The following is a 25,341-nucleotide window of genomic DNA, read 5'->3' on the forward strand; positions in this document are numbered from 1 at the left end:
CGGCGCGCCGCCTTGATCACGTGCGTCACGGCTGTTGCCATGACGCACTATGGCGACGACGCATGAGCTGACGTCACCGGATGCCCGGCCCCGCGCGCGCCACGCCGCACCGCCGCGCAGCCGCCCGCACTCCGAGGTCCGACTGCTCGCCTGCCTGGCGGCGCTCTTCACCGTGGTCCAGCTCCTCCTGGTCGTCGCGCCCGGCATGGGCCTCGGCTGGGACGAGTCCGTCTACGTCAGCCAGGTCTCCCCGGACATCCCCTCGGCGTTCTTCAGCGCGCCCCGCTCCCGGGGCGTACCGGCCCTCGTGGCGCCGCTGGCGCTGCTGACCGCGTCGACCCTCGCGCTCCGCGCCTATCTGGCGGTCCTGTCGGGCGCGGCGCTCTTCCTGGCGCTGTGGCTGTGGCGGCCGCTGCTCGGCACTCGGGTGGTGGCGCTGGGCGGACTGCTCTTCGCCGGGCTGTGGGTGACCCTGCTGTACGGCCCCCAGGCGATGCCCAACCTCTGGGTCGCGCTGGTGGCCCTGATCGCGGTGGGCTGCTACCTGCGCGCGGCGGCGCCGGGCCACACCGGGCGGGCCGCGCTCGCCGGCCTGGGAGCGGCGTTCGCCGCACTGACCCTGCTGCGGCCGCACGACGCCGCGTGGCTGGCCCTGCCGCTGGGCGTCGCCGCGCTCTTCGTGCGCGGCCGGCGCCGCCTGGTGCTGCTCGCGGTCATCGCCGCCGGGGTGCTGCTGGGCGGCGCCCAGTGGGTCGTCGAGGCGTTCACCGCCTACGGCGGCATCCTCGCCCGGATGGACCGCGCGAACGCGATCGAGGGCGGCCTCGGCTGGCACCTGGCCTTCGCCGACCAGCTCAGCACCCTGGACGCCTCCCACACGCTGTGCCGCCCCTGCGACGCCGTCTGGCAGCACAAGGGTGACGCCGTGTGGTGGTTCGCCCTGCCCGCCCTGGTGGCGGCCGGGGTCGCCCTCGCGCCGCGGCGCGAGGGGCAGGCGCCGGGTGCGCGGTTCCTGCCCGCCGCGTGCGGCCTGTCCCTCGCGCTGCCCTATCTGGTGCTCATCGACTACGCGGCGCCGCGCTTCCTGCTGCCGGCGTACGCCCTGCTCGCCCTGCCCGCCGCCCAGTGCCTCCGCCTGCTCCCCGGACGGGTACGGCCGGCGCTGCGGCCGGCCGTCACCGGCGCCGTGGTCGCCGTCGTGCTCGCGCAGCTCGTCACCCAGCAGATCGTGCTCCACCGCGCGGTGCGCAGCTCGACCATCGGCAACGGCGACTACGCCCGCATGGCGGCTGAGCTGACCCGGCTCGGGGTGCGCCCGCCGTGCCTGGTCACCGGGCCGATGGCGACGCCCGTCGGCTACCAGGCACGCTGCGCCTCCGGCCAGACCGCGGGGCACAACGAGAACCTGACCCCGGACGGCGTCCTGCGGCTCGCCCGCACCCAGCCCGTCGCCGTCCTGACCCCGCCGAACGGGCAGCCGCCCGCGTACGCGCGTGACTGGCCCTCCCGGCCGCTGCCGAACCTGCGCTACCACCCGGGCTACCGCGTCCACCTCTCCCCCAGGTGACCGCCACAATGGACGGGTGATCCCGGACGTCCGCCTGCCCTCCCCGCTGGTCGAGCTGCTCGACGACGAGCGGCTGTCCGGGCGCGGCGTACGGATGTTCGTCAAGCGGGACGACCAGATCCACCCCGACCTGCCCGGCAACAAGTGGCGCAAGCTCCACCTGAATCTGCGGGCCGCCCTCGACGGCGGCCACGGCCGTCTGCTGACGTTCGGCGGCGCCTACTCCAACCATCTGCGGGCCACCGCCGCCGCGGGCCGGCTGCTCGGCATAGCGACCACGGGTGTCGTCCGCGGCGACGAGCTGGCCGGGCGCCCGCTCAACCCCTCCCTGGCGCGGGCCGCCGCCGACGGCATGCGGCTGCACTTCCTCGACCGGGCCACCTACCGCCGCAAGGCCGAGCCCGAGGTCCTCGCAACCCTCCTGGACCGTCTGGGCCCCGCCTACGTCGTCCCCGAGGGCGGCAGCAACGCGCTCGCCGCGCAGGGGTGCGCGGCCCTCGGCGAGGAGCTGCGCGGCAGGGCGGACGTCGTGGGCGTGGCCTGCGGGACGGGCGGCACCCTGGCGGGCCTGGCGGCCGGGCTCGGCCCGGGGCAGCGGGCCATCGGGTTCCCGGTGCTCAAGGGCGGCGGATTCCTGGCCGGGGAGATACGCCGGCTCCAGGAGGAGGCCTTCGGCGGCCCGCGCGGGAGCTGGCTGCTGGACGACCGCTTCCACCACGGCGGCTACGCCCGCGTCTCACCTGAGCTGCGGGCGTTCGCGGAGGACTTCGGCGGGCGGCACGGCTTCGTCCCGGACTCCGTCTACGTCGCGAAGATGCTCCACGGCCTGTTCTCACTGACCCAGGAGGGCGCCTTCGCGCCCGGGACGACGGTCGCGGCCGTCGTGACCGGACGGCCGACCGGTTAGCCTTGCTGGCATGATCCGAGCCGCGACCCCCGGCGACGTCCCGGAGATCCACGCGATGGTCCGCGAACTCGCGGACTACGAGCGGGAGCCGGACAGTGCGCGCGCCACCACGCAACAGTTCCACGACGCGCTCTTCGGCCCGGATCCGGCCGTCTTCGCGCTCATCGCCGAGGACGACACCCTGGGCGCGCCGGTGGGCTTCGCGCTGTGGTTCAGGAACTTCTCCACCTGGACCGGGACCCACGGCGTCTACCTGGAGGACCTGTACGTGCGTCCCCATGCGCGCGGCGGCGGCCACGGCAAGGCCCTGCTCGCCGGACTCGCCGCCATATGCGTCGAGCGGGGCTACGAACGTTTCGAATGGTCCGTGCTGGACTGGAACGAGCCGTCCCTCGCCTTCTACCGTGCGATGGGCGCCCGTCCCCAGGACGAATGGACGGTACAGCGACTGACCGGCGAACCCCTTCGTGCCCTCGCTGAGCAGGCACGCGTCAACAAAGCGACATCTCTTTCGAATTGAGTCCGCAGACCACTAGGCACGTTGCGTGCCCATGCGCCTACTATGGGTGACAGTCGTGGGGTGCCGGGTCAGGGCTCATTCACGGCGGCGACCGTGCTCCGTCCGGGCGACACCGGGGTACGGATCGCGATAGCGTCGCTGGCGAACCGAACCAGATCAGTGCAATGCCGATGAGGGCAGTGCGTGTGCCACCTTGGAGGTGAGGGTGTCCCAGATCGCAGGCGAGCCCGGGTCGAAGGACTTCGTCGAGGTCCGGCTGCCCGCGGCAGGGGCCTACCTGTCGGTGCTGCGTACGGCGACGGCAGGACTCGCGGCCCGTTTGGACTTCACCCTCGACGAGATCGAAGACCTGCGCATCGCCGTGGACGAGGCGTGCGCCATCCTGCTGCAGCAGGCCGTCCCGGGATCCGTGCTGAGCTGCGTCTTCCGCCTGGTCGGGGACGCCCTGTGGGTGACCGTGTCGGCACCCACGACCGACGGCCGCGCCCCGGAGCGCGACACCTTCGCCTGGACGGTGCTGTCCGCGCTGGCCGGCGAGGTGGAGTCCAGCGTGGCCGACGACAAGACCGTGAGCATCGCCCTGCACAAGAAGCGCGGTGCCGGACCGGGACAGCTGTAACGGGGGAATCGCCGTGAACGATCTGGAAGGCAGCACCCCGGGGGTGCGGGGACGCCCCGTACCCGCTCCCGCGGCGCGGCGTCACGAGGGACGGCCGCATCCCGGTACCGGACCCGTGGCCGGCCTCGGGAGCAGTGAGGCGGCCGGGCAGACGGATCAGGCGGATCGGGCGGATCGCATGGCGCAGGAGCAGCAGGAGCAGCACCACGAGCAGGAGCGGGACCACGAGCAGGAGCAGCACGGGCACCACGCGGCCCACGACCGGGCCGGGGCCCGGGCGCTCTTCGTGGAACTCAGCAAGCTCCCGCCGGGGTCCCCGGAGCGCGCCGAGTTGCGCAACCGGCTGGTCCGCATGCACCTGCCGCTGGTCGAGCACCTCGCCCGCCGGTTCCGCAACCGGGGCGAGCCGCTCGACGACCTGACCCAGGTCGCCACGATCGGGCTGATCAAGTCCGTGGACCGCTTCGACGTGGACCGCGGGGTGGAGTTCTCCACCTACGCCACCCCGACCGTCGTCGGCGAGATCAAGCGGCACTTCCGCGACAAGGGCTGGGCGGTGCGCGTCCCGCGCCGTCTGCAGGAGCTGCGGCTCGCCCTGACGACGGCGACCGGCGAGCTCTCGCAACAGCACGGGCGCGCCCCGACGGTGCACGAGCTGGCCGAACACCTGAAGATCACGGAGGAGGAGGTCCTGGAGGGCCTCGAATCCGCCAACGCGTACAGCACGCTCTCCCTGGACGTGCCCGACACCGACGACGAGTCGCCGGCCGTCGCCGACACCCTCGGCGCCGAGGACGACGCGCTGGAGGGCGTGGAGTACCGGGAGTCGCTCAAGCCGCTGCTGGAGCAGCTGCCGCCGCGCGAGAAGAAGATCCTGCTGCTGCGCTTCTTCGGGAACATGACCCAGTCGCAGATCGCCCAGGAGGTCGGCATCTCCCAGATGCACGTCTCCCGGCTGCTGGCCCGCACGCTGGCCCAGCTGCGCGACAAGCTCCTGGTCGAGGAGTGAGACCGGGCGGAGCCAGGTGACGGCGGCGCCCCCGGGCGCCGCGGTTCACTGCTCGGCGGTGCGCCCGATCCCGAGGGCGTCGGTGGCCGCGGGGTGGACGAGGAGCACCAGCTCGGCGACGGCGGCCACACCCAGGACGCCACCCGCGGCGATCATGACGCCGCCCGCCTGCACCATGGTCCAGGCGACGGGGAGCGCGACGAGCTGGATGATCAGCGCGGGGCCGCGGCTCCAGCGGCGCGCGTGCCACAGACCGTAGGCGGCCGCCAGCGGCATGGCCGCCAGGGCGAGGACGGTCACGCCCCCGGCCTCCGCCTGGCGCGGGCTGTCGGGGTGGCCGAGGAGCCCCACGGCCAGCATCGCGATCCCCCAGGCCGCCAGGGCGGCGCCTTCCAGTCCCGCGACCGCGGCCGCCGCCGCGAGGCGGCGCGTACGGTTCGGCGCGGGCTTCTCGTTGCCGGGCTTCTCGTTGCCACTCACCCCAGCAGGGTAGCCGCCGCCTCCGGGCCACCATGGGTGCGGCCCGGTACCGTCCGGTAGGTACGCTGGCGGGATGCGCGCCCTTCTCGTGGTCAATCCAGCCGCCACCACCACCAGCGCCCGGACGCGTGACGTCCTCGCGCACGCGCTCGCCAGCGACCTGAAGCTGGAGGTCGCCGCGACCGAGTACCGCGGTCACGCCCGTGACCTCGCGCGTCAGGCCGCGGAGGGCGGGGAGATCGAGCTGGTCGTCGCCCTCGGCGGGGACGGCACGGTCAACGAGGTGGTCAACGGCCTGCTGCACAACGGCCCCGACCCGGAGGGGCTGCCGAAGCTCGCGGTGGTGCCCGGCGGGTCCACGAACGTCTTCGCGCGCGCCCTGGGGCTGCCCAACGACGCCGTGGAGGCCACCGGCGCGCTGCTGGACGCGCTGCGCGAGCGCAGCTCCCGCACGGTCGGCCTGGGCCTCGTGAGCGGCACCCCGGGCACGGAGGACGAGGGGGTGCCGGCGCGCTGGTTCACCTTCTGCGCCGGGCTGGGCTTCGACGCGGGTGTCGTCGGACGGGTGGAACAGCAGCGCGAGCACGGAAAGCGTTCGACGCACGCGCTCTACATACGCCAGGTGATGCGGCAATTCCTCACCGAGCCGAACCGGCGCACGGGCACGATCACCCTGGAGCGGCCCGGCGAGGACCCGGTGACCGATCTCGTCCTGACCCTCGTCTGCAACACCGCGCCGTGGACCTACCTGAGCAACCGGCCGATCTACGCCTCCCCCCGGGCCTCCTTCGACACCGCCCTCGACGTGCTCGGACTGTCCCGGCTGTCCACCGCGGCGGTGGCCCGCTACGCCACCCAGCTGCTGCGTTCGACGCCGGAGCGCGGGCCCGAGGGCAAGCACGCGACCTCCCTGCACGATCTGACGGACTTCACCTTGCATTCGCAGGCGCCACTGCCGTTCCAGGTGGACGGAGACCACCTGGGACTGCGAATGAGCGCAACCTTCACAGGCGTACGCCGTGCACTGCGTGTGATTGTGTAAGCAGAAGGACATAAAGTCCTTTCACTCGAACGTTTAGGCTGCCCTGCACCCCATGGAAGTACGGCTGTGACGGAGCCGACACCGAGGATTCCAAAAAAACTTTTCGGAAGGGGTTGTATCCGCAGCCCAGGTTTGCGAGGCTCTTCCTGGCGATCGGGACAGCCGCTCATGGGGCGTCCTCGGTAGCCGGAATCCTCACCACACCCCCGCGGGACCGCACCAGGAGACTGGGCGATGTCCCGTGTCGTGTCTGGGGATTCGTGAAAGCGTTCACATTCACAAGCAACTTACATGCAACACAAGGAGATGGAGCAGCCATGGACTGGCGTCACAACGCCGTTTGCCGCGAGGAAGACCCCGAGCTCTTCTTCCCTATCGGCAACACCGGTCCTGCGCTGCTGCAGATCGAGGAAGCCAAGGCCGTCTGCCGCCGCTGCCCCGTGATGGAGCAGTGCCTGCAGTGGGCGCTTGAGACCGGCCAGGACGCCGGCGTGTGGGGTGGCCTCAGCGAGGACGAGCGTCGCGCGATGAAGCGCCGCGCCGCCCGCAACCGCGCCCGCAACGCCAGCGCCTGACGCACCCGCTTACCCCCGAGCCGCAGCGCGCAGCACCTCCGAACCGCGCAGCATCGCGACGCGAAGAGCCCCGGCCGCTCCCCGAGCAGCCGGGGCTTCGGCGTTCCCCGGACCGGCCGGTCCCCGCCGGTGGGCGTCAGCCCTCCAGCGGCAGTTCCAGGACGACCTTCGTGCCGCGCTCCTCGGCCGGGACCATGTCGAAGGTTCCGCCCAACTCCCCCACCACCAGGGTCCGTACGATCTGCAGCCCCAGGTTGCCGGCCCGCTGCGGGTCGAACTCGGCGGGCAGGCCGCGCCCGTCGTCCCGTACCGCGATCCCCAGCTTCGGCCCGCGCCGCTCGGCGGCCACCTCGACGGTGCCCTGCTCGCCCGGCCCGAAGCCGTGCTCCAGGGCGTTCTGCAGCAGCTCGGTGAGGACCATCGACAGCGGGGTGGCGACCTCGGCCGTCAGGATCCCGAACCGCCCGCGGCGGCGCGCGGTGACCCTGCCCGGCGAGATCTCGGCGACCATCGCCAGCACGCGGTCGGCGATCTCGTCGAACTCCACGCACTCGTCGAGGTTCTGCGACAGCGTCTCGTGCACGATCGCGATCGAGCCGACCCGGCGCACCGCCTCCTCCAGCGCCTCCCGGCCCTTGTCGGAGTCCATGCGCCGGGCCTGCAGCCGCAGCAGCGCCGCGACCGTCTGCAGGTTGTTCTTCACCCGGTGGTGGATCTCCCGGATGGTGGCGTCCTTGGTCATCAGCTCGCGCTCCCGGCGGCGCAGCTCGGTCACGTCCCGCAGCAGCACCAGGGAGCCGTTGTGCGTGCCCTTGGGGCTCAGCGGGATCGCCCTCAGCTGGATGACGCCGCCGTTGCCCTCGATCTCGGTCTCCCGCGGGGCCCTGCCGCCGACGACGGTCACCAGCGCCTCGTGGCTCTTGGTCCGTGAGGGCGCCAGTTCGGCGGAGACCGAGCCCAGGTGGTGGCCGACGAGGTCGGCCGCCAGGCCGAGCCGGTGGTAGGCGGAGAGCGCGTTGGGGCTGGCGTACTGGACGACGCCCTCGGCGTCGAGCCGGATCAGGCCGTCGCCGACGCGCGGCGAGGCGTCCATGTCGACCTGCTCGGAGGGGAACGGGAAACTGCCCGCCGCGATCATCTGCGCCAGGTCGGAGGCGCTCTGCAGGTAGGTGAGCTCCAGACGGCTGGGGGTCCGCACGGTGAGCAGGTTGGTGTTGCGGGCGATGACCCCGAGGACCCGGCCGGCACGGCGCACCGGGATGGACTCGACCCGGACCGGGACCTCCTCGCGCCACTCCGGGTCACCCTCCCGGACGATCCGGCCCTCGTCGAGTGCCGCGTCCAGCATCGGGCGCCGGCCGCGCGGCACCAGGTGGCCGACCATGTCGTCCTGGTACGACGTCGGGCCGGTGTTCGGCCGCATCTGGGCGACCGAGACGTAGCGGGTACCGTCACTGGTCGGGACCCACAGCACGAGGTCCGCGAAGGAGAGGTCGGAGAGCAGTTGCCACTCCGATACCAGCAGGTGGAGCCACTCGAGATCGGAATCGTCGAGGTCCGTGTGCTGGCGTACGAGATCGTTCATGGAGGGCACGCAAATGAGCGTACCCGCGCTCATGGCAGGCGCCCGCATCCAGTCCCCACAAAGGCCTTCGACGACCTATGATCTGACTGCGTCACCTTATGGACAGGCGTTAGTGGTCTAGTCCAGAATTGACGTACAACCGAACTTCCATCCTTCCCGCACAGAAGGATGGATCGAGGCCGGGGCGCTCTCTGCCCTGACTGCGCCAGGCCTCATGGTCGGCTCTCACGGGCCGCGGGTACCGCACATCCCGCGCGCCACGGGCCGACGGCAGCTCCGGGCTGCGGTGCTGGGTGGGTTGAGGGTCCCGTCCCGGCGCCGCGGCCCGAAGTGTTCTCGGGGCCCTCCGGCTCGGCCTGCGGCTCGGGCCCCTTTCCGCTCAGCGGGTCTCGGTCACCTTCGCCAGCGCGCGCGGCGCGTCCGGATCCTGGCCGCGGGCGATGGTCACCTCGTAGGCCAGCATCTGCAGCGGAAGGATCTCCAGGATCGGCTGCACCTCCTCCGCGACACCCTCGGTGGGGAGGACGAAGCCGGCCGAGGCGGCGTCGACCGACGCCTGATTGCCGATGACCACCAGATCGGCCCCACGGCCGCGGAGCCGGTCCAGCACCGGCTGGAGCGCCTCGCCGCCCTTGCCCTCGGTGACGATCGCGATGACCGGGGAGACGTTGTCGACCATGGCCAGCGGGCCGTGCAGCAGGTCGGCGCCGGAGAAGGACAGGGCCGGGATGTAGCTGGTCTCCATCAGTTTCAGCGCGGCCTCCTTCGCGGTCGGGTAGCCGTAGCCGCGCGAGGTGAGCACCAGGCGCTCGGCGAAGCGATAGCGCGCGGCGAGCGCCCTGACCTCGTCCTGGCGGGCGAGGATCCGCTCCGCGAGCTCCGGCAGGATCTTCGCGGCGCTGCCGTCGCCGCCCCGCAGCCCCTCGACGAACAGGTAGAGCGCGAGCAGCTCGGCCGTGTACGTCTTGGTCGCCGGCAGCGCCTTCTCCGGGCCGGCCAGGACGTCGATGTGGAACTCGGAGACCTCCGCCAGCGGCGAGTCGGCGTTGTTGGTGACCGCCAGGGTGATCGCACCGGCCTCGCGCGCGGCCCGGGTGGAGGCCACCAGGTCCGGTGAACCGCCGGACTGGCTGACCGTGACGACCAGGCAGTCCGTCAGATCCGGACGGGCGCCGTACGCGGTGGTGGTGGACATGGAGGTCAGCCCCGCGGGCTTGCCGAGCACCACCTCCACCAGGTACTTCGCGTACAGGGCGGCGTTGTCGGAGGTGCCGCGCGCGGTGAGCAGGACGAAGCGCGGTCGGCGCGCGGCGATCTCCTCGGCGATCCGCCGGATGCGCGGGGCGCCCTCCTCGAGGATGCGGCGCAGCACGGCGGGCTGCTCGGCCATCTCGCCGGACATGATCCGGCCCGGCATCGGCTGCTGCCCGGTCGGCGTCGGGGCGGACATTCTCTGGGCCTCCAGGTGGGTCCGGAACAGATGAGCCGCGGCGGACCTCAGTCGCCGGCCTCCTTGCCCGCGATGGCCTCCGCGGCCGCCCGCCCGCACACGCGGGCGGCGCCGTGGGTCGCGATGTGCAGCGCACCGGACGGTGCCGCCTGCGGAACGCCCATCTCCACCACCACCGTGTCCGGACGGGCGGCGAGCAGCGAGCCCAGCGCCTCGGCCATCCAGGGGTGGCGGTGCACGTCACGGACCACTGCGACGATCCTACGAGGCCCCGCCGGCCTCAGCACATGTGCGGTCAGGGTGTCACCTTCGCGAAAGCTTCCGGTCACCGTGCCCGGCAGGATCCGGTCGAGCTCGGCGGCGACACCCCACGGGGTCTCGTCGCCGACGGCGATGTTGGCGACCGGGGTGAAGGCGGCGACATAGGGCGCCTCGGTCACCGGCAGGTACCCCTCGGTGCGGGTCACGCGCAGCGCGCGGCGGGCCGCGACCAGGCCGATCCCGGGGTCCGGTGCCGCGGTCGCCCGCGCCGCGGAGTGCTCGGCGGCCCAGGCGGCCAGGCCCCGCACCCGTCCGGCGGCGTCGGCGAGCCGCGCCCGGGGCAGGTCGCCGTCGCGTACGGCGGCGACGATGGCGTCGCGCAGGGCGACCACCGTCTCCTCCTCGGCGAGGCCGCCGCCCACGCAGATGGCGTCGGCGCCGGCGGCGAGCGCCAGGACGGTGCCGCGCTCGATGCCGTACACGTCGGCGATGGCGCGCATCTCGATGCCGTCGGTGACGATCAGGCCGTCGTAGCCCAGTTCGTCGCGGAGCAGTCCGGTCAGCGCGGCGGGGCTGAGGGTGGCGGGGCGGTCGGGGTCGAGGGCGGGCACGAGGATGTGCGCGCTCATCACGGCCTTGCTGCCGGCGGCCAGGGCGGCCCGGAACGGGGCGAGTTCGCGGGTGTGCAGGGTGTCCGGGTCGACGTCCACCCGGGGCAGGGCGTGGTGGGAGTCGACGGAGGTGTCGCCGTGGCCCGGGAAGTGCTTGGTGCAGGCGGCGACCCCGGCGGACTGCAGGCCCTCGACGTACGCCGCGGTGTGCCGGGCGACCAGCAGCGGATCGGAGCCGAACGAGCGCACGCCGATGACCGGGTTGCGGGGGTCGGAGTTGACGTCCGCGGAGGGCGCCCAGTTGAGGTTGACCCCGCACTCGGCCAGCCGGCGGCCGAGTTCGGCGGCGACGTCGCGGGTCAGGGCGGTGTCGTCGACGGCGCCGAGGGCGAGGTTGCCGGGGAAGGAGGAGCCGCTGCGGGCCTCCAGCCGGGTCACGTCGCCGCCCTCCTCGTCGGCGGCGACCAGGACGTCGGGTCGTACGGCGCGCAGTTGCGCGGTGAGCGCGGCCAGTTGCCCGGGCGACTCGATGTTGCGGGCGAACAGGGCGACGGAGCCCAGTCCCTCGGCGAGCCTGCGCAGCAGCCACTCGGGGGCGGTGGTGCCGTGGAAGCCCGGCTGCAGGACGGTGAGGGCGTCGCGGACGAGGGCCTCGGTGTCCGCGGCGCCGTCGTGGATCTGGCTCAAGGTCTCGGTCATCCCTTCACCGCGCCGGCGGTCAGTCCGGCGGCGACCCTGCGCTGCACGATCAGGAAGAAGACCACCACGGGCACGCCCATCATGGTCGAACCCGCCATCATCGGCGCGTAGTCCGTGCCCCGCGAGGTGACGAAGTTGCCGAGCCACACCGTGGCCGTCTGGTTCTCCTGGCTCATGATGAGCATCGCGTACAGGTACTCGTTCCAGGCCTGGATCAGCGCGTAGATCGAGGTGGCGACGAGGCCCGGGGCGAGCAGCGGCAGGATGATCCGGAAGAACGCGCCCATGCGGGTGCAGCCGTCGACCATCGCCGACTCCTCCAGCTCCTTGGGGATGTTGACGATGAAGCCGCGCAGCGTCCACACCGTGAAGGGGAGCACGAAGGTCAGATAGGTGACGATGAGCCCGGTGAGCTTGTCGATCTGGTCGATCTGGTTGAGCAGCAGGAAGACCGGGATGATCATCGCCACCAGCGGCACCATCTGCACGGCGAGAATGGCGACGATCACGGCTTTGCGGCCGCGGAAGACGAAGCGGGAGATGGCCAGCGCCGCCAGCAGGCCGATCACCAGGCCGAGGCCGACGGTGGCGCCGGAGACGATGAGGCTGCGGCCGACCGAGCCCCAGAAGTCCCCGACGTCCAGGGCGTCGGAGAAGTTCTGGAAGGACAGGCTGGTCGGGAAGAACTTGGGGTCGGGGTCGATGGCGTCCTTGGCGGGCTTGAACGCCGTGTTGAGCATCCAGTAGACCGGGAAGCCGGAGACCACCACGACCAGCAGGCCGAGCAGGTTGTAGACCGTCCGCCCCTTGCGCCGGGGCCGCCGGAGGGCACGCGCGGCGGGAGCGGCCGCCGGCGTCCTCTCGGCGGGAGCCGTGTCGAGCATGGTCGTCACTCCACCTCTCCGATCTTCAGCATCTGGCGCATGTAGACGGCCATCACCCCGAGGAGGAGCAGCACGGTGACGACGGCGATGGCCGCGCCCGCGTCGTAGTCGTTGGCGACGAAGGCCTGGTCGTAGGAGTAGGTGGTGAGCACCTGGTACGCGGGCTCGGGGTGGCCGTCGCGCATGAGGAAGACCTGCGGGAAGACGCCCATGTCCCAGATGACCGACAGCGTCGTCAGCATGACGATGATCGGCTTGAGCACCGGCAGGGTGACGTGCCGGAAGACCTTGACCGGCCCGGCGCCGTCCATACGGGCGGCCTCCTCCAGCTCCTTGGGCACCTGGGTGAGGCCGGCGTGCAGGGTGATGGCGACGAACGGGATCGCGCCCCACACCACCATGAGGGTGATGACGAGGAAGCCCTGCTTGGTGTCGGTGAACCAGTTGTGGCCGCTGAAGTCGGCTCCCGGCAACCGGCTGAGCAGCCAGTTGAGGACGCCGTAGTCGCTGTCGAACATCCACTTGAAGATGGTGATGGCCACGACCACGGGCATCGCCCAGCTCGCCACCAGCACGATGTTGATCAGCGCCTTGACCCAGGTCGAGACCCGCTGCATCAGCAGCGCCACCCCCATGCCGGCGACGAGCGTCAGCAGCACCGCCGCGAGGGTGAAGAGCAGCGTGCGCAGGACGACGCCCCAGAAGACCGGGTCCCCCAGGACGTGGGTGTAGTTGGCGACGCCCTGCCAGTCGCCGGGCAGCCCCTGCCAGAGCTCGGCCTGGCCGTACTGCTTGAAGGACAGGGTGACCAGCCGGACCAGCGGATAGCCGAGGACCAGCAGCAGGACGCCGATGGTCGGCGCGAGCAGCGTCCACGGGAGCGCGGCTCCGCCGAAGCGGCGCGGCTTCCGGCCCGGTCCCGCCGGCCGCGGGCGCGGCACCTTGTCCAGCGGTGTGTCAACGGCACTCATCATGTGCTCCTCGGGTACTCCAGTCCCTGGCGTCGCGCCGGGGCCGACCGCCCTGGGGCGGTCGGCCGGCGTCGATCACTGTGTTGCCCGCGTGCCGGTCAGCCGGCGTTGATCACCGCGTTGATCTGCTCGTCCGCGGCCTTGGTCGCGTCCTCGATGGAGGCCTTGCCGACCGCGATGTCGTTCAGCATGTTCTGCAGGATCTGCTTCTTCTCGACCTGCAGCCAGCCCGGGGCGGTCGGGACGAACCAGGTGTTCTCGTTGGCCCGGGCCGAGGCGGCCGTCGCCGGGTCGTCCTTGAGCGGGGCGAGCAGCGACTTGGCGTTGGGCAGGTTGCCCTTGGAGATGAGGACCTTCTGGGCGGCGCTGTCGGTGAAGCCGTTGATCCAGTCGGCGGCGAGGTCCTGCGCGGCGGACTTGGCCGGGATGACCAGGTCGGAGCCGCCGATGAAGTTCGGCAGCAGATCGCCGTTGGGGCCGGGCAGCGCGAAGGTCTCCAGGTTGTCCTTCAGCTTGCCGGTCTTGTCGGTCTTCGGGTCGGCCGCGGCGCCGCCCTCCCAGCTGGCGCCGTAGATGAGCGCGGACTTGCCCTGGCCGTAGACGATGTAACGGTCCGACTCGTCCTTGTTCTTGTCGCCGTGGAAGTACGCGTCCAGGACGGACTTCCAGGTCTTCAGGCCCTCGATGGACTTGGGGTCGGAGAGGGTGGCGGTCCACTTGCCGCCGTCCTCCTTGGCGACGTCGCCGCCGGCGTCCTTGACGAAGGCCAGCGCGGTGTACCAGTCGCGGCTGGGCTGGTACCAGGCGGAGAACTTGTCGCCGTTCTTCTTCTGGATCTTGTCGAGCGCGTCGGTCAGCTCGGCCCAGGTGGTGGGGGCCTTGGTGACGCCGGCCGCCTTGGCGACGTCCTTGCGCCAGGTGCCGACCCGCGCACCGGCGTAGTAAGGCACGCCGTAGGTCTTGCCGTTGTACGTCACGGAGCCCTCGAGGGCGTCCAGCCAGTCGCCGGAGTTCTCGAACTTGCTCTTGTCGACCGGGGCGAACGCGCCCTTGACCAGATAGCCGAGGGTCTCGGTGTTGCCCATCTCGACGACGTCCGGCACCTTCTTGGTGGCGAGGACGGCGTCGAGCTTCTGGTTCTTGGCGGTCCACTCGTAGTACTCGTGGCGGATCTTGACGCCCTTGTGCTTGGCCGCGAACGCGTCGTCAGCCTGCTTGACCAACTCGGGCCAGTTCTTCTGTGCGTCGACCGTCAGCCAGACGGTGATCTCCTTCGGCGCAGCGGCCTTGCCGGAGCCCTTGTCGTCCGAACCGCAGGCCGCAACGCCGGCGACCATGACGGCGACACCGATCGCCGCGATCAGCTTGCGCTTCACAACACCCTCCCCAGGGCAGTGAGTACCAAGTGGTGTAGACCAGTGACCCGAAGCTTGGCCTAGACCTTTAGGGGTGTCAAGGGTGTATAAGAGCACCGGACGCGTCCGTTACCGGACCGACATCTGGGCTCGTAACGCGACATGAGCCCTGGCCGTGCCACCATGTGAGCCGCGAATGACGGAGGAGCCGGTGACGGCAGCACGACAGCACTCGGGAGCAGAGGCGATGGAGACCGACGGCGAGGCCGGCACTGCGGTGACGGAGACCGCGGAGGCGGCCGGTGCCGCGGCCGGGCGGACCGCGCGGGTGCCCAAGTACTACGGCCTGAAGCGCCATCTGCTCGAACTGACCCAGACGATGCCCCCCGGCTCGCCGGTGCCGCCCGAGCGCACCCTGGCCGCCGAGTTCGACACCTCGCGCACCACCGTGCGGCAGGCTCTGCAGGAACTGGTGGTCGAGGGCCGGCTGGAGCGCATCCAGGGCAAGGGCACCTTCGTCGCCAAGCCCAAGGTCTCCCAGGCGCTGCAACTGACCTCGTACACCGAGGACATGCGCGCCCAGGGCCTGGAGCCGACCTCACAGCTGCTCGACATCGGCTACATCACCGCCGACGACCGGCTGGCCGAACTCCTGGACATGAAGGCCGGCGGCCGCGTCCTGCGCATCGAGCGCCTGCGCCTGGCGAACGGCGAGCCGATGGCGATCGAGACCACCCACCTGTCGGCCAAGCGCTTCCCCGCGCTGCGCCGCAGCCTGGCGAAGTACACCTCGCTCTACACCGCGCTCGCCGAGGTCTACGACGTCCGGCTCGCCGAGGCGGAGGAGACCATCGAGACCTCGCTCGCCACCCCGCGCGAGGCGGGCCTGCTGGGCACGGACGTGGGGCTGCCGATGCTGCTGCTGTCCCGGCACTCGATCGACACGGGCGGCGAGCCGGTGGAGTGGGTGCGCTCGGTCTACCGCGGCGACCGCTACAAGTTCGTGGCGCGCCTGCAACGTCCGTAACCCCGGTACGGTTCCCCGGCCTTGTAGATCGTTTCCATACCGCAATGCGGGCAGGTAGTGACGTGCCGACCGTCCTGACTCTAGATTGCCTGCGCATTACACAGGAGTAAGAGATCAGGACGGAGCCGTAGCAATGTCCGAACCATCCGGAACCTCCGGGCGGCCACCGGTGGTCACCCCCACACGCGTGATCGCCGGTGTCTGCCTCGTCATCCCCTTCGTCGCCATGCTCTGGGTCGGCTCGTACGCGAAGCTGACCCCGGAGTTCATCGGCATCCCCTTCTTCTACTGGTACCAGATGCTGTGGGTGTTCCTGTCCTCCGGACTGACGTACGCCGCGTACGTCATGGTCCGTCGTGAGGAGCGGGCACGGAAGGAGGCGGCGAAGTGAAGGACGGGGTCAACGGCGTCGCACTCGCCGTCTTCATCTTCTTCTTCCTGGTCGTCACGGTCCTGGGCTTCCTGGCCGCGCGCTGGCGCAGGGCCGAGAACGCCCTGCACCTCGACGAGTGGGGCCTGGGCGGCCGCAGCTTCGGCAGCTGGATCACCTGGTTCCTGCTGGGTGGCGACCTCTACACGGCCTACACCTTCGTGGCGGTGCCGGCGGCGGTCTACGCGGCGGGCGCGTCCGGCTTCTTCGCCGTGCCGTACACGATCCTGGTCTACCCCCTGATCTTCACCTTCCTGCCGCGGCTGTGGTCGGTGTCGCACAAGCACGGCTACGTCACCACCTCCGACTTCGTGCGCGGGCGCTTCGGCTCCAAGGGCCTGTCGCTGGCGGTGGCGGTCACCGGCATCCTCGCCACGATGCCGTACATCGCGCTGCAACTGGTGGGCATCCAGGCCGTCCTGGACGTGATGGGCGTGGGCGGCGGCGAGTCGGCCAACTGGTTCATCAAGGACCTGCCGCTGCTGATCGCCTTCGGTGTGCTGGCCGCCTACACCTACTCCTCCGGCCTGCGCGCGCCGGCGCTGATCGCGTTCGTCAAGGACACGCTGATCTACATCGTCATCGCGGTGGCGATCATCTACATCCCGATCAAGCTGGGCGGCTTCGACGACATCTTCGCCAAGGCCGGCGACGCCTACGCCCAGGTCAACCCGGCCACGGGCAAGCCCCGCGGATCCCTGGCCCCGGGCGACACCGCCCAGTGGGCCTACGGCACGCTGGCGCTGGGCTCGGCGCTGGCGCTGTTCATGTACCCGCACTCCATCACGGCCGTGCTCTCCAGCCGCAGCCGTGACGTCATCCGCCGCAACACCACCGTGCTGCCGCTGTACTCGCTGATGCTCGGTCTGCTGGCCATGCTCGGCTTCATGGCGCTGGCCAGCGGTGTCGGCGCCGGGGTCAAGGGCTACAACGGCCAGCTGGCGATCCCGCAGCTGTTCGAGAACATGTTCCCGTCCTGGTTCGCGGGCGTGGCCTTCGCCGCGATCGGCATCGGCGCGCTGGTGCCGGCGGCGATCATGTCGATCGCCGCGGCCAACCTCTTCACCCGCAACATCTACAAGGACTTCCTCAAACCGGACGCCACCCCCGCGCAGGAGACCCAGGTCTCCAAGGTGGTCTCGCTGCTGGTCAAGGTCGGCGCCCTGGTCTTCGTCCTCACCATGGACAAGACGGTCGCGATCAACTTCCAGCTGCTGGGCGGCATCTGGATCCTGCAGACCTTCCCGGCCCTGGTCGGCGGCCTGTTCACCCGCTGGTTCCACCGATGGGCGCTGCTGGCGGGCTGGGCGGTCGGCATGGCCTACGGCACCTGGGTGGCGTACGGCGTGGCCAGCCCGGCCCAGAAGCACTTCGGCGGCTCCTCCGACACCATCCCGGTCATCGGCCAGATCGGCTACATCGGCCTGACGGCCTTCGTGCTCAACGTCGTGGTCACCGTCGTCCTCACCTTCGTCCTGCGGGCCCTCAAGGCCCCCGAGGGCGTGGACGAGACCAGCAAGGCCGACTTCACGGCCGACGCCGGCGACCCGGGCGTGCAGAAGGACCTGCCGGTGGGCGCCGGTCACTGACCGCCGCACCGGCCACGATCACGGGCCGCCGCCCTGGGACGGGGCGGCGGCCCGTCGTCATGCGCTACGGGCCGGCTCCGGGCAGCGGAAGGTGCGGCGGTACGCCTGGGGGGTGGTGCCCACCCAGCGGGCGAAGTGGTGGCGCAGGGTCGCCGCGTTGCCGAACCCGGCGCGCGCGGCCACGGCGTCCACCGTCTCGTCGGTGCCCTCCAGCAACTCCCGGGCCAGCAGCACCCGCTGACCCAGCAGCCAGCGGTAGGGCGTCGTACCGGTCTCCTGCTGGAAGCGGCGCGCGAAGGTGCGCGGCGACATGTGCGCCCGGGCGGCCAGCTCGTCGACGGTGACCTCGCGGTCCAGGTGCCGTTCCATCCACGCCAGGACCTCGCCCACGGTGTCGCAGTGGGTACGCGGCAGCGGGCGGTCGACGTACTGGGCCTGGCCCCCCTCCCGGTGCGGCGGCACCACCATGCGCCGGGCGATGGCGTTGGCCACGTCGCTGCCCTGCTCCTTGCGCACCAGGTGCAGGCAGGCGTCGATCCCGGCGGCGGTGCCGGCCGAGGTGATCACCGGGTCCTCGTCCACGTAGAGCACGTCGGGCTCGACCCGCACCCGGGGGTAGCGCCGCGCCAGTTCCTCCGCGTGCTTCCAGTGGACGGCGCAGCGGCGGCCGTCCAGCAGGCCGGCGGCGGCCAGCGCGAAAACCCCCGAGCAGACGCTGAGCACCCGCGCCCCGCGTCCGACGGCACGGTTCAGCGCGTCCAGCAGCTCCGGCGGGTACTCCCGGTCCACATAGGAGTCGCCGGCCGGCACCGCGACCAGGTCGGCCTCCTCCAGCCGTTCCAGTCCGTGCCGGGTGCCGATGGTGAACCCGGCGGGCGTCGTCAACGTCGGGCTCTGCGCGGAGGCCACGGCGAAGTCGTAGGCCGGCAGACCGTCGTCCGACCGGTCGATTCCGAACACCTCGCAGACGACTCCGAGTTCGAAGGGATGGACTCCGTCGAGCAGGACCACGGCCACGTTCTGCAGCATGCCTCCAGGATGGCAGACCGGCCGTCGGGGCGTGGCAGGATTTCGCGGTAGCACGTCAGTCCTGCCACTCCCGGCGGGGCCCCGCGAGGAGCACAGTCGAAGGCATGGAAACCTTCCTCGCCACCGTCACCGCACTGGTCTTCTTCCTCGCCCTGGCGCTCGCCGCGCTGACCGGGCGCGTCCACGACTCCCGCGACGGCCACGACTGGCACCGGTGAACCCGTCGCTCTGTAACCGCGTCGACACAACATCTGGTGGTGTCACCAGCGGGCGCCACTAGATGTATGCTCAACTCCGCTGTCGCCGCAGGGGAAGCCGGTGAGAATCCGGGACTGCCCCGCAACGGTGTGCGGGCGCCTGAAGGCGTGCCCGCGAGTCCGAGTACCTGCCGACGGCACCGTCCGGCGCGCCGTCCGGACGGTGAAGTGTCCGGGCCTCGCGGGTTGGGCCGGCGGACGCGCCGCGGCATGCCCTGGCCTGCCCCACGTGCGCCCCGCCGCTCCTCCGCGTCGCCGCCGTACGAGGGAGAGAGCACACGTGACCATCGCGCCCGCCGCACCCGCCACCGCATCGGACCCCGCCTCAACCGGAGCCGACCTGCTGCGCGTCCTGACGGAACTGACCGCAGACCTCACCGACACCGACCCCGGCCGGGTCGCCGCCGCCGCGCTGCGCGGCCGCAGCGCCACGGCGGACGAGGCGGAACTGCGGGCGCTGGCCACCGAGGCCGCCGCCGGGCTGATCGCGGAGGACCCGCAGTACTCGCGGCTCGCCGCCCGTCTGCTCACCCTGGCCATCGCCGACGAGGCCGCGGGCGAGGGCGCGGTCTCGTTCTCCGCGTCCATCGCGGTCGGCCACCGCGAGGGCCTGATCGCCGACGGCACCGCCGCCTTCGTCGCCGAGCACGCCGCGCGGCTGGACGCGCTGGTCGACGCAGCGCTCGCCGACGGCGCCGACGACCGCTTCGGCTACTTCGGCCTGCGCACCCTGCACAGCCGCTACCTGCTGCGCCACCCGATCACCCGCCAGGTCATCGAGACCCCGCAGCACTTCATGCTGCGCGTCGCCTCCGGCCTGGCCGAGGACGGCACCAGCCGCTCGGTGGACGAGGTCGCGGCGCTTTACGGCCTGATGAGCCGGCTGGACTACCTGCCCAGCTCCCCCACCCTCTTCAACTCCGGCACCCGGCACCCGCAGATGTCCTCCTGCTATCTGCTGGACTCCCCGCTGGACGAGCTGGACTCCATCTACGACCGCTACCACCAGGTGGCCCGGCTGTCGAAGCACGCCGGCGGCATCGGCCTGTCCTACTCCCGCATCCGCTCGCGCGGCTCGCTGATCCGCGGCACCAACGGCCACTCCAACGGCATCGTCCCGTTCCTGCGCACCCTCGACGCCTCCGTCGCCGCCGTGAACCAGGGCGGCCGGCGCAAGGGCGCGGCCTGCGTCTACCTGGAGACCTGGCACGCGGACCTCGAGGAGTTCCTGGAACTGCGCGACAACACCGGCGAGGAGGCGCGCCGCACCCACAACCTCAACCTGGCGCACTGGATCCCGGACGAGTTCATGCGCCGCGTCGACACCGACGGCACCTGGTCGCTGTTCTCCCCCGCCGACGTTCCCGAGCTGGTCGACCTGTGGGGCGAGGAGTTCGACGCCGCCTACCGCAAGGCCGAGGCCGCGGGCCTCGCCCGCAGGACCCTCCCGGCGCGCGAGCTGTACGGCCGCATGATGCGCACCCTGGCGCAGACCGGCAACGGCTGGATGACCTTCAAGGACGCCTCCAACCGCACCGCCAACCAGACCGCCGAGCCCGGCCGCGTGATCCACTCCTCCAACCTCTGCACGGAGATTTTGGAGGTCACGGACGACGGTGAGACCGCGGTCTGCAACCTCGGCTCGATCAACCTGGGCTCCTTCGTGGGCAGGGACGGCGGCGCCGGGGAGGAAGTCATCGACTGGGAGCGGCTGGACGCCACCGTCCGCACCGCCGTGACCTTCCTCGACCGCGTGGTGGACATCAACTTCTACCCGACCCGCGAGGCGGCCTCCTCCAACGAGCGCTGGCGCCCGGTGGGTCTGGGCGCGATGGGCCTGCAGGACGTCTTCTTCAAGCTGCGGCTGCCCTTCGACTCCGCCGAGGCCAAGGCGCTGTCCACAAAGATCGCCGAGCGCATCATGCTCGCCGCGTACGAGGCCTCCTGCGACCTGGCCGAGCGCCACGGCCCGCACCCCGCCTGGTCGCAGACCCGCGCCGCCCGCGGCGTGCTGCACCCGGACCACTACGACACCGAGGAGAACTGGCCCGAGCGCTGGGAGGCGCTGCGCGCCCGCGTCGCCGCCACGGGCATGCGCAACTCGCTGCTGCTGGCCATCGCCCCGACCGCGACGATCGCCTCGATCGCCGGTGTGTACGAGTGCATCGAGCCGCAGGTCTCCAACCTCTTCAAGCGCGAGACGCTCAGCGGTGAGTTCCTGCAGGTCAACTCCTACCTCGTGGCCGACCTGAAGAAGCTCGGCGTCTGGGACGCGCAGACCCGTGACGCGCTGCGCGAGTCCAACGGCTCCGTCGAGGGCTTCAACTGGATCCCCGCGGAGGTCCGCGAGCTGTACCGCACGGCCTGGGAGCTCCCGCAGCGCGCCCTGATCGACATGGCGGCGGCCCGCACCCCGTACCTCGACCAGAGCCAGTCGCTCAACCTCTTCATGGCCTCGCCCACCATCGGCAAGCTCAGCTCGATGTACGCGTACGCCTGGAAGCAGGGCCTGAAGACGACGTACTACCTGCGCTCCCGTCCGGCCACGCGCATCGCGCAGTCCGCCCGCGCGGCCGCCCCCATCCCGCTCCAGCAGACGACGCCCGACGCCGACGCGATCGCCTGCTCCCTTGAGAACCCCGAGTCCTGCGAGGCCTGCCAGTAATGAGCTCCACCAAGAACCTGCTCGACCCGGGCTTCGAACTGACCCTGCGTCCGATGCGCTACCCGGACTTCTACGAGCGCTACCGCGACGCCATCAAGAACACCTGGACCGTGGAGGAGGTCGACCTCCACTCCGACGTCGCCGACCTCGCCAAGCTCTCCCCCGGCGAGCAGCACATGATCGGCCGGCTGGTGGCCTTCTTCGCCACCGGCGACTCGATCGTGGCCAACAACCTCGTGCTGACCCTGTACAAGCACATCAACTCCCCCGAGGCGCGGCTGTACCTGTCGCGGCAGCTCTTCGAGGAGGCCGTGCACGTCCAGTTCTACCTGACGCTGCTCGACACCTACCTGCCCGATCCCGAGGAGCGCACCGCCGCGTTCGCGGCCGTGGAGAACATCCCCTCCATCCGTGAGAAGGCGCAGTTCTGCTTCCGCTGGATGGACTCGGTGGAGTCCATCGACCGCCTGGAGACCAGGGAGGACCGCCGCCGCTTCCTCCTCAACCTGATCTGCTTCGCGGCCTGCATCGAGGGCCTGTTCTTCTACGGCGCCTTCGCCTACGTCTACTGGTTCCGCTCGCGCGGCCTGCTGCACGGGCTCGCCACCGGCACCAACTGGGTGTTCCGCGACGAGTCGATGCACATGGACTTCGCGTTCCACGTCGTCGACACCGTCCGCGCGGAGGAGCCCGACCTCTTCGACGAGGAGATGGTCAAGCAGGTCACCGCGATGCTGGAGGAGGCCGTCGAGGCGGAGCTCCAGTTCGCCCGCGACCTGTGCGGCGACGGCCTGCCCGGCATGAACACCGACTCCATGCGCGAGTACCTGCAGTGCGTCGCCGACCAGCGCCTGGTCCGCCTCGGCCTGCCGGCCCGCTACGGCTCGGAGAACCCGTTCTCGTTCATGGAGCTGCAGAACGTCCAGGAGCTGACCAACTTCTTCGAGCGCCGCGCCTCCGCGTACCAGGTGGCGGTCGAGGGCACGGTCTCCTTCGACGACGACTTCTGATCAGCCGCACGGGCGGGGCCCGGCCTGATCGGCCGGACCCCGCCCGCGGTCACTTCAGGGCGACCGCGTCGGCGGCCGAGGTCACCTGGGCCGTCGTGGTCGTGCCCGGGAAGAACCAGCGCCAGCTGCCCGCCGCGGTGGCGGTCACCTTGGTGCTCAGCGAGCCGTTGCTGCTCGTGGTCGCCGTCCTGACGGTGCTCCACTTCGTGGAGCCCGCCTTCTTGAACTGCAGCTTCACGGGCTGCCCCGCGTAGCCCCAGTACTTCAGGCTCTGCCAGCTCGCCCGCGTGAGCTTGCCCTTGACGGTGAGCTTGCCGCCCTTGGCGACCGGCTCCGGGCCCGCGTCGGTGGTGAGGACCGAGGCGCGCTTCACCTTGAACCGGGCGATGTTGTCGCTGATCCAGTAGTCACGGTCGTTCGCGTTCACCGTGGCGTTGACCTGCCAGACGCCCGCGACCTGGTTGGCGTTCCAGCCCTCGATCCCGCCTTCGCCGTACGGCCGGATCCACTCCGGGTGGATCGTCATCGTGGCCGTACACACCGACGTGGTGGCGCTCTTCTTCTCGCAGCGGGTGCCGGTCCAGTCGACGGGTCCGAACCCGTTCTTCGTGTTGAAGGCGCTCACGTGCGAGACCTTCTTGATCCCCGAGTTGTCCCTGATCGTCATGGCGACCGGGAACTCGACGGTCTTCTTCGTCCCGACGATCACGTTGGTGCCGTGGTCCACCACGGTCTTGGTGATCCGGATGTCGCCCCGGCCCTCCGCGTGTGCGACCGGTGCGGTGAGGACCACGAGGGCTGCCGCGCCTGCCGCGGCAGCCGTCAACGCTCTGTTGCGCAATGCCCCTCCCCTGTTCGTCCCCGGCATGATCACGCCGGGGACGAACAGGGTAGCGACGGCGACGATCAGTCGTTCGGGACGGTCTCGTACTTCGGGGTGGACTCCGCCATCTGCTTCAGCGCGTCCTTGCGGTCGCGCTTGGAGAGCCGGTCGATGTAGAGGTAGCCGTTGAGGTGGTCGGTCTCGTGCTGCAGGCAGCGCGCGAAGAAGCCCGTGCCCTCGACGACGACGTCGTTGCCGTGCATGTCCTGGCCCCGGCAGACCGCGTAGTCGGGGCGCGGCAGTTCGGCGTACGCGCCCGGCACGGACAGGCAGCCCTCGTTGCCGTCGTCCAGGACGCGGCGCTCGGCGGGGAGGTCGTCGACGACGGGGTTGACCACGTGCCCGACGTGGCGGACGCCGTCGTCGTCCGGGCAGTCGTACACGAAGACCCGCAGGGGCACGCCGATCTGGTTGGCGGCGAGGCCCACGCCCTCGGCGGCGCGCTGGCTGGCGAACATGTCGTCGATCAGCGCGGCCAGCTCGTCGTCGAAGGACGTGACCGTCTTGCACGGGTGGTGCAGCACCGGGTTGCCGACGACCGTGATCGGGCGGGCCGTGCCGCGCTCGCGGTGGGCGGCCTCGCGCTCCTCCGCGTCCGTCACGTCGTCGGTGAATACGGTCTGCTCGGTCTCCTGCTGCGACATGGTCCGTCGTACGCCTTCCTGGGGCCTTCTCCAAAGCTCAATAGCCCATCAAGGGTACGTGCCCGCGGAGGTGTCAGCAGACCTCTTCGAGATCACGCCAGTCCCGGGTGTCCGGGCTGTCGGCGACCCAGCTGTCCAGCAGGCCCCGCACCAGCCCCACGGGGGCGGCGATGCCGCACTCCCGCTCGGGGGCCCACAGGGCGCCGGGGGTGCGGTGGCTGAGGTGGCCCGGGTGGCCGGGTTCACCCTGGTCGTGCGGGTCGCGTGAGCCGTCGGAGCCGTCGTCGGTCGGCATCCGGCTCTCGGAGCAGGTGCGGCACAGCAGCCGGACGGAGGACGACCAGTCCTCGGCGGCGTAGCCCGCGTCGGCGGCGAGCTGCTCCAGGGCGTCGCGGTCCGACTCGGTCGCCGCCTCCAGCAGGACGAGCCAGGTCGGCACGGGCGAGGGCGCCCACAGCTCGATCTCGTCGAAGACGGGGTACGTGGCGCCGTCGGCGGTGCGCCGCTCGCCGTGCGGGACGCCGTCGTGGAGCACGACCTCGCCCCAGCGGCGGCCGGAGGACGGCAGCGGGATGCTCAGCACCTCGATGCGGGCCGGGTCGATGCGGCGGCCCCAGACCACCTCGGCCTCGCCCTCCGGGGAGAGCCGCACCGCGGAGCTGCCCAGCTCCATCTCGACGGCGCCGGTCCCGGCGGCATCGGGGCGCAGCCCGTACGCCTGCCAGGCGCGGCGGGCGAGCGGCCAGTCCTGCAGGGCGGTGGCGGCGATGCCCACGTTCCACCAGTCGGGGGCGCCGGGCGCGCGGTCCAGCAGGGCGACGGCCCGCAGGCCCGTGGTGCGGGCCTGCTCCCAGTCGTGCCGGAACTTGTGCAGCAGCGCGAGGTTGTACCAGGACTCGGAACGCCAGGGCTCGAGGTCGGCGGCACGGATGAGCAGCGCGCCGGCGTCCTCGTACCGCCCGTCGCCGATCAACGTGAACGCCCGGTCGGTCGCCTGCCGCCACGTGGCGGAGGGCCGGTGCCGTGCCCTGCCGAAGATCCTCAAGGTGTCCCGCCTGCCGTTCGCTTTCGCTGGTGCCCCACGGTGCCCCGTCCGTTCCCCCACGTCCCGTGCTCAGCGGTGCTCATCAGTCCTCCTTGCCATCGGCGGGGCCTGTCACACACGGCCGGGCTTGTCGGTTTGGCAGCATCGGCGCCATGGTGCGCCTCTTGAGTGCTCTGCGCCTCTGCGGGCATCCAACCATGCCCCTTGGTGCGCCCGCTCATTACCGG

The 25,341-nt window shown here is 71.2% G+C and carries 23 protein-coding genes and 1 riboswitch; of the genes, 12 read left to right on the plus strand and 11 right to left on the minus strand.

Going from position 1 to position 25,341, the window contains the following annotated elements; genetic code table 11:
* Positions 1-49: 49 nt before the first annotated feature.
* The 5 genes from OIE69_RS15355 to OIE69_RS15375 all read left to right on the plus strand — a co-directional run bounded on the left by OIE69_RS15355 (position 50) and on the right by OIE69_RS15375 (position 4,622).
* Positions 50-1,567, plus strand: coding sequence for a hypothetical protein (locus OIE69_RS15355; protein ID WP_326572508.1), 1,518 nt, complete (start codon positions 50-52; stop codon positions 1,565-1,567).
* Between the two features lie 16 nt (positions 1,568-1,583).
* Positions 1,584-2,474 (plus strand): 1-aminocyclopropane-1-carboxylate deaminase/D-cysteine desulfhydrase, encoded by an 891-nt coding sequence (locus OIE69_RS15360; protein WP_326572509.1) that lies wholly within the window; start codon positions 1,584-1,586, stop codon positions 2,472-2,474.
* A gap of 10 nt (positions 2,475-2,484) precedes the next feature.
* A complete protein-coding gene (locus tag OIE69_RS15365; RefSeq protein ID WP_089224031.1) occupies positions 2,485-2,994 on the plus strand; it encodes a GNAT family N-acetyltransferase in 510 nt (169 codons plus the stop codon).
* Between the two features lie 205 nt (positions 2,995-3,199).
* On the plus strand, positions 3,200-3,613 hold the full coding sequence (locus OIE69_RS15370) for an ATP-binding protein (RefSeq protein ID WP_026251777.1): 414 nt from the start codon (positions 3,200-3,202) through the stop codon (positions 3,611-3,613).
* A 43-nt stretch (positions 3,614-3,656) separates the two neighbouring features.
* Complete coding sequence (locus OIE69_RS15375; protein ID WP_392567660.1) at positions 3,657-4,622, plus strand: RNA polymerase sigma factor SigF; 966 nt, start codon at positions 3,657-3,659, stop codon at positions 4,620-4,622.
* 45 nt (positions 4,623-4,667) lie between these two features.
* Here the strand turns inward: OIE69_RS15375 and OIE69_RS15380 are convergent, their stop codons facing one another.
* Positions 4,668-5,102, minus strand: a complete 435-nt coding sequence (locus tag OIE69_RS15380; RefSeq protein WP_326572510.1) for a hypothetical protein — start codon at positions 5,100-5,102, stop codon at positions 4,668-4,670.
* Positions 5,103-5,175: 73 nt separating this feature from the next.
* Between OIE69_RS15380 and OIE69_RS15385 the strand changes: the two genes are divergently transcribed.
* Positions 5,176-6,144, plus strand: coding sequence for a diacylglycerol/lipid kinase family protein (locus OIE69_RS15385; RefSeq protein WP_326572511.1), 969 nt, complete (start codon positions 5,176-5,178; stop codon positions 6,142-6,144).
* Between the two features lie 317 nt (positions 6,145-6,461).
* Positions 6,462-6,719, plus strand: a complete 258-nt coding sequence (locus OIE69_RS15390; protein ID WP_018563321.1) for a WhiB family transcriptional regulator — start codon at positions 6,462-6,464, stop codon at positions 6,717-6,719.
* Between the two features lie 136 nt (positions 6,720-6,855).
* Here the strand turns inward: OIE69_RS15390 and OIE69_RS15395 are convergent, their stop codons facing one another.
* The 6 genes from OIE69_RS15395 to OIE69_RS15420 form a co-directional block, all read right to left on the minus strand.
* Positions 6,856-8,304 carry a sensor histidine kinase gene (locus tag OIE69_RS15395; RefSeq protein WP_326572512.1) on the minus strand — a complete coding sequence of 483 codons (1,449 nt, stop codon included), beginning with the start codon at positions 8,302-8,304 and terminating at the stop codon, positions 6,856-6,858.
* A gap of 379 nt (positions 8,305-8,683) precedes the next feature.
* Positions 8,684-9,754, minus strand: coding sequence for an SIS domain-containing protein (locus OIE69_RS15400; RefSeq protein ID WP_326572513.1), 1,071 nt, complete (start codon positions 9,752-9,754; stop codon positions 8,684-8,686).
* Between the two features lie 47 nt (positions 9,755-9,801).
* Positions 9,802-11,325 carry a glycoside hydrolase family 3 protein gene (locus tag OIE69_RS15405; protein ID WP_326572514.1) on the minus strand — a complete coding sequence of 508 codons (1,524 nt, stop codon included), beginning with the start codon at positions 11,323-11,325 and terminating at the stop codon, positions 9,802-9,804.
* On the minus strand, positions 11,322-12,209 hold the full coding sequence (locus OIE69_RS15410) for a carbohydrate ABC transporter permease (protein ID WP_026251775.1): 888 nt from the start codon (positions 12,207-12,209) through the stop codon (positions 11,322-11,324). Before OIE69_RS15410 ends, OIE69_RS15405 begins: the two co-directional genes overlap by 4 nt.
* Before the next feature lie 5 nt (positions 12,210-12,214).
* Complete coding sequence (locus tag OIE69_RS15415) at positions 12,215-13,180, minus strand: carbohydrate ABC transporter permease (RefSeq protein WP_089224038.1); 966 nt, start codon at positions 13,178-13,180, stop codon at positions 12,215-12,217.
* Between the two features lie 98 nt (positions 13,181-13,278).
* Positions 13,279-14,556 carry an extracellular solute-binding protein gene (locus OIE69_RS15420; protein ID WP_326572515.1) on the minus strand — a complete coding sequence of 426 codons (1,278 nt, stop codon included), beginning with the start codon at positions 14,554-14,556 and terminating at the stop codon, positions 13,279-13,281.
* Between the two features lie 226 nt (positions 14,557-14,782).
* Here OIE69_RS15420 and OIE69_RS15425 point away from each other — a divergent pair, with 226 nt between their 5' ends.
* From OIE69_RS15425 to mctP, 3 genes are all read left to right on the plus strand, one after another.
* Positions 14,783-15,562: a GntR family transcriptional regulator gene (locus OIE69_RS15425; protein ID WP_018563314.1), complete on the plus strand. Its 780-nt coding sequence runs from the start codon at positions 14,783-14,785 to the stop codon at positions 15,560-15,562.
* A gap of 133 nt (positions 15,563-15,695) precedes the next feature.
* Positions 15,696-15,953, plus strand: a complete 258-nt coding sequence (locus OIE69_RS15430) for a DUF3311 domain-containing protein (RefSeq protein ID WP_326572516.1) — start codon at positions 15,696-15,698, stop codon at positions 15,951-15,953.
* Positions 15,950-17,581, plus strand: coding sequence for a monocarboxylate uptake permease MctP (mctP, locus tag OIE69_RS15435; protein WP_326572517.1), 1,632 nt, complete (start codon positions 15,950-15,952; stop codon positions 17,579-17,581). The genes OIE69_RS15430 and mctP overlap by 4 nt, the downstream gene beginning before the upstream one ends.
* 57 nt (positions 17,582-17,638) lie before the next feature.
* Here the strand turns inward: mctP and OIE69_RS15440 are convergent, their stop codons facing one another.
* Positions 17,639-18,610 (minus strand): GlxA family transcriptional regulator, encoded by a 972-nt coding sequence (locus tag OIE69_RS15440; RefSeq protein ID WP_326572518.1) that lies wholly within the window; start codon positions 18,608-18,610, stop codon positions 17,639-17,641.
* Between the two features lie 247 nt (positions 18,611-18,857).
* Positions 18,858-19,017, plus strand: a riboswitch (cobalamin riboswitch).
* Positions 19,018-19,147: 130 nt separating this feature from the next.
* Between OIE69_RS15440 and OIE69_RS15445 the strand changes: the two genes are divergently transcribed.
* A complete protein-coding gene (locus tag OIE69_RS15445) occupies positions 19,148-21,532 on the plus strand; it encodes a ribonucleoside-diphosphate reductase subunit alpha (protein ID WP_326572519.1) in 2,385 nt (794 codons plus the stop codon).
* Positions 21,532-22,542: a ribonucleotide-diphosphate reductase subunit beta gene (locus OIE69_RS15450; RefSeq protein ID WP_326572520.1), complete on the plus strand. Its 1,011-nt coding sequence runs from the start codon at positions 21,532-21,534 to the stop codon at positions 22,540-22,542. Before OIE69_RS15445 ends, OIE69_RS15450 begins: the two co-directional genes overlap by 1 nt.
* Before the next feature lie 49 nt (positions 22,543-22,591).
* Here the strand turns inward: OIE69_RS15450 and OIE69_RS15455 are convergent, their stop codons facing one another.
* The 3 genes from OIE69_RS15455 to OIE69_RS15465 all read right to left on the minus strand — a co-directional run bounded on the left by OIE69_RS15455 (position 22,592) and on the right by OIE69_RS15465 (position 25,114).
* Complete coding sequence (locus OIE69_RS15455) at positions 22,592-23,410, minus strand: hypothetical protein (protein ID WP_326572521.1); 819 nt, start codon at positions 23,408-23,410, stop codon at positions 22,592-22,594.
* Between the two features lie 38 nt (positions 23,411-23,448).
* Positions 23,449-24,069 carry a peptide deformylase gene (gene def / locus OIE69_RS15460; RefSeq protein ID WP_326572522.1) on the minus strand — a complete coding sequence of 207 codons (621 nt, stop codon included), beginning with the start codon at positions 24,067-24,069 and terminating at the stop codon, positions 23,449-23,451.
* A gap of 73 nt (positions 24,070-24,142) precedes the next feature.
* A complete protein-coding gene (locus OIE69_RS15465) occupies positions 24,143-25,114 on the minus strand; it encodes a tetratricopeptide repeat protein (RefSeq protein ID WP_326572523.1) in 972 nt (323 codons plus the stop codon).
* Positions 25,115-25,341 lie beyond the last annotated feature (227 nt).

Source organism: Actinacidiphila glaucinigra (assembly GCF_035918135.1).
Lineage (GTDB): Bacteria > Actinomycetota > Actinomycetes > Streptomycetales > Streptomycetaceae > Actinacidiphila > Actinacidiphila glaucinigra.